The organism is uncultured Negativibacillus sp. (genome assembly GCF_944388365.1).
GTDB lineage: Bacteria > Bacillota > Clostridia > Oscillospirales > Ruminococcaceae > Negativibacillus.
In genome coordinates this window covers 1-3,473 of record NZ_CALXIN010000152.1, presented here as the reverse complement: position 1 = coordinate 3,473, position 3,473 = coordinate 1, and the positions used below count along the sequence as shown (strand labels likewise).

The 3,473-nt window shown below is 53.6% G+C and carries 4 protein-coding genes and 1 tRNA gene; 1 reads left to right on the top strand and 4 read right to left on the bottom strand.

The window, feature by feature from the left end; all coding sequences use genetic code 11:
* Positions 1-148: 148 nt before the first annotated feature.
* The 4 genes from Q0L39_RS11390 to Q0L39_RS11375 all read right to left on the bottom strand — a co-directional run bounded on the left by Q0L39_RS11390 (position 149) and on the right by Q0L39_RS11375 (position 2,962).
* Positions 149-691, bottom strand: coding sequence for a flavodoxin family protein (locus Q0L39_RS11390; RefSeq protein ID WP_296629289.1), 543 nt, complete (start codon positions 689-691; stop codon positions 149-151).
* Between the two features lie 57 nt (positions 692-748).
* On the bottom strand, positions 749-1,603 hold the full coding sequence (locus tag Q0L39_RS11385; protein ID WP_296629287.1) for a DUF3737 family protein: 855 nt from the start codon (positions 1,601-1,603) through the stop codon (positions 749-751).
* A complete protein-coding gene (locus Q0L39_RS11380) occupies positions 1,575-1,832 on the bottom strand; it encodes a hypothetical protein (RefSeq protein WP_296629286.1) in 258 nt (85 codons plus the stop codon). Before Q0L39_RS11380 ends, Q0L39_RS11385 begins: the two co-directional genes overlap by 29 nt.
* A 188-nt stretch (positions 1,833-2,020) precedes the next feature.
* Positions 2,021-2,962, bottom strand: a complete 942-nt coding sequence (locus tag Q0L39_RS11375) for a Lin1244/Lin1753 domain-containing protein (protein ID WP_296629285.1) — start codon at positions 2,960-2,962, stop codon at positions 2,021-2,023.
* A 299-nt stretch (positions 2,963-3,261) separates the two neighbouring features.
* On the opposite strand from Q0L39_RS11375, the gene Q0L39_RS11370 reads away from it, so the two are divergent.
* Positions 3,262-3,347: transfer RNA gene (locus tag Q0L39_RS11370), tRNA-Leu, on the top strand.
* The last annotated feature ends 126 nt before the right edge of the window (positions 3,348-3,473 follow it).

Sequence of the window (3,473 nt, the reverse complement as noted above, 5' to 3'; positions counted from 1 at the left end):
GGTCGGTGCTTCGGTCGTTGGTTCGGCTGGCTGCTCGGTCGGTTCGATCGCTGGCTCAACCGATGGTTTGGTCGATGTTGACTGTCCGCAGGCGGTCAACAGCAGCAGACACAGCACCAGCGCACAAAGCCGCTTCATGCTGCTCACCCTAGGCGATGGCAGCGCCCATCTCGCGGGCCTGCTGCAAAGTGGCATGACCTTCGATTTCGCCCGCGCCATTGATGCCGCCGGCAAACACGCTGCCCGCCAGATGTGCCCGCTCAAAGCACTCGATCCAGCCTTCCAGACCGGAGATGGCGCGGCGGTCGACGCCCTCGGCATCCTCGGCGGCAGCGGTCAGCAGGTAGACGTCGGTGAAGGCGTAGTCCGAGCCGTACAGCGAATTTGCGCGGTCGAGCAGCGTTTTCATCTGACCGGACATCTCATAGTAGTAGATTGGGCTTGCGAACACCAGCACGTCGGCATCGTGCATCTTGCGAACGATCTCGATGGCGTCGTCCTTCTGCACGCAGCTGCCGGTTTTCAGGCAGGCAAGGCAGCCTTTGCAGAAAGCAATCTGCTTGTTCTGCAGGCTAATCTGTTCGACGGTATTGCCGGACTGGCGTGCGCCCTCGGCAAAAGCATCCGCCAAAGCGGCAGAATTGCTGTGGTTTCGCAGGCTGGTGGAGATGACAAGTACCTTTTTAGACATGGTGATCCATCCTTTCGCAATCGTTTTTATGTGAAGATTAGGTGATTCTTTCCTTAATTATATAGCAGCAGTTTCTTCGCCGGTGACGACGATCTCGCCGCAGGACTCAGGGTCATCGCGGACGATCTCGCCGACCGCCGGAACCACGATTTTGCCGGACAGCGGATTCTTGATGCTCTGGACCGGTGTGGTGATGGTCGCCTGTACCTGGGATTTTTCAAAGCACAGGTCGGTGTCGATCATCTTGCAGTCGATGAGGCGCAGGTTTTTGCAGTAGCACAGCGGCTGGGTGCCGATGATGGTGCAGCGCTCGAAGGTGACGTTTTCGCTGTACCACGCCAGATACTCGCCTTTGACGACACTGTCGCGGACGATGACATGATTTGCGTGCCAGAAAGCGTCCTTGGTGTCGAAGGTGCAGTGCTCAAACACGGCGTCCTGAAGGTACTGGAAGGAGTATTTGCCCTGCATGCGCACGTCGCGAAAGCGCATGTGGTCGCAGCGCAGCATGAAATATTCGCTGACGGCGTCGCAGTCGTTCATCTCGATGTCGCTGACCGACCAGCCAAATTCGGGCGAACGGATGTCGCAGTGATCCAGTCGCACCTGTTTGCACTCGCGCAGCGCTTTGATGCCGTGGAACTTGGTGTTCTCGAGATGCAGATCCTCGGAGTACCACAGAGCGGCGCGGCAAAGCTCGGTCAGCTCGCTGCCGCGGATGGTCAGGCCATGGTTGTGCCAGAACGGATAGCGCAGGTTGAGAAAGCAGTTTTCGACCTGGATATTGCGGCATTCCTTGAGGGCGCTTTCGCCGTCGGCAGGACCATCGAAGGCACAGTCGCGGACCAGCAGGTCCTTGGAGCCATAGAGGGCACGTTCCTGGTCAAAGGTTTTCTGTTCGATGATGTTCATAAGATGATTCCTCCTCCGTTTGTTTTTGCAGCTGCCAGACCAGATAGTCCAGACAGTCGATGCGGCGCTGTTCGAGGTGGACGCGGTCGAGCAGCTTTTTGCGATGGAGCGCCAGCAGCTTCAGCTGCTGACAGCGCTGGCTGTGCAGAAACTGTTCCACCGTTCCCTCGTCGCAGCCGGCATCTCTGAGGTTTTGGATGATGGCCTGTTCACAGGGTTTGCGAATCATAGGGTGATTGCCTCCTGATCGTCTTGGTTTAAGCTTAGTATACTCCCTTTCCCTAAGAATCGCAAATAGTTATTGATAATGGATTTGTATAATCAAAAGTTATGAAAATTTCCTTTATAGGACAAGGTCGTTGTCTTCTTTAATTCTGCTCAAGGGAATGGTGGGGCTGTGCAGTCTATGTTTTTGCATCATTGCGAACAAAAACCGTAGTCTGTCAGCGGCGTCGAACCGGAAAAAGCCGGCAAAGAAGCTTGCTCATTTTTCCAGCGGTCCTGGGCAGTATCGAGGTAGGTTCGAATGGCGTCGTAGTCGATGCTCGATTCAGCGGCGGACGGCGGCGTCCAAGAACGAGGCTTGAGCTGATCCGGCGAGCTTACGCCGCGCTGTTTGCAATCCTCCAGCACCGTCTGCACATAGCGCCAGCTGTGCGCGCCGCTCAGGCCGCCTCGCTCGATGGCAGCGCGCACAAGTTCGGGCGGCGTGCCCTCCCGAATACACCGATAAAGCTGCTTTTTGATTGCCGGCGTCACCTTGCCGATATTCTGCCGGTAACATTCCATCAAATCAGGACAGGTTTTTCTCTCCTCTTCCTCCTCCTCAACAACACAGGTTTCCTGTGTATTTTGTTTGATGATTTGATTTTCTTTTCTTTGATTTTCTTTCTTTTTATTTGCGGGATATGTTCGTAACAAATGTTCTCCAGGACAAAGACGGATATAATCTTCTGTCTCTTCAGACGAAAGCAGCCAGTAATCTTCCTCAACCTGGATGGCGCGCCGATTACCTCTGGCACGGACTGCCAGCTGATAGCGCTCCTGTATCCAAGCCGAACTGAGCACCTGATGCTGCTGATAGAGCTCTGCATCGAACAGCTCGCGGTCGAGCAGGAAATCGCGGATCTGCTGCAAGTCCTCGAGGTTCATTTTCAGGCGAACTGCTGCAACGCTATCGAAATCTTTGTCTAATTTGAGGTAATATCCCTCTCCATGGAAGATTTCACAGAGCAGGTAGAGATAATAGGTGACGGCCTGAGCGCCCCAGCGGCCGATCAGGCTGACGATACGGCGGTCGTTCAGGAAGTCTGTATCCTGTGGAAAATAGTCGAGTCCCTTCTTTTGCGGACGTGGCATAGAAAATTCCTCCTATCAAAAAAGTTCCTTGCAGAAACACAGACCGGTTTTCATCGCAGAGCCGCGGCTTGTCTATTATTCCAAAAACAGCGGGTGTTTCTGTCCCTTCACCTATACCGCAAAACAAAAGGAAAGTTGCTATCAAAAAGGCAACTTTCCACACGCTTTTTAAAATTTTATTTGATTTTATCTCCGTCCTTTTCAGAGAAGGCAGATCGCAGCAGCGGGAGAATCTGGAAAAAAGTTTGCAAACCCTCTTGATTTTTTGTACAAACCGGTGTATAATGTACAAGTAATTTGCCGGTGTGGTGGAATGGCAGACGCGACGGACTCAAAATCCGTTGGTAGCGATACCGTGTGGGTTCAAGTCCCACCACCGGCACCAGACTGAGTCTGGACGCAATTCGCGTCCAGGCTTTTTTGTTGCTCTGGGCTTTGAGCTCGCGGCGGGGGGCTGGCAAAGGCTTATTTATTCCTCGTTCCAGCTTCCCTTTTTGTGCATATATTGTGC

Excerpts from the sequence above, each read along its gene's own strand:
- Q0L39_RS11375 (WP_296629285.1), bottom strand. The coding sequence starts at position 2,962 with ATGCCACGTCCGCAAAAGAAGGGACTCGACTATTTTCCACAGGATACA.
- Q0L39_RS11380 (WP_296629286.1), bottom strand. The coding sequence starts at position 1,832 with ATGATTCGCAAACCCTGTGAACAGGCCATCATCCAAAACCTCAGAGAT.
- Q0L39_RS11390 (WP_296629289.1), bottom strand. The coding sequence starts at position 691 with ATGTCTAAAAAGGTACTTGTCATCTCCACCAGCCTGCGAAACCACAGC.
- Q0L39_RS11385 (WP_296629287.1), bottom strand. The coding sequence starts at position 1,603 with ATGAACATCATCGAACAGAAAACCTTTGACCAGGAACGTGCCCTCTAT.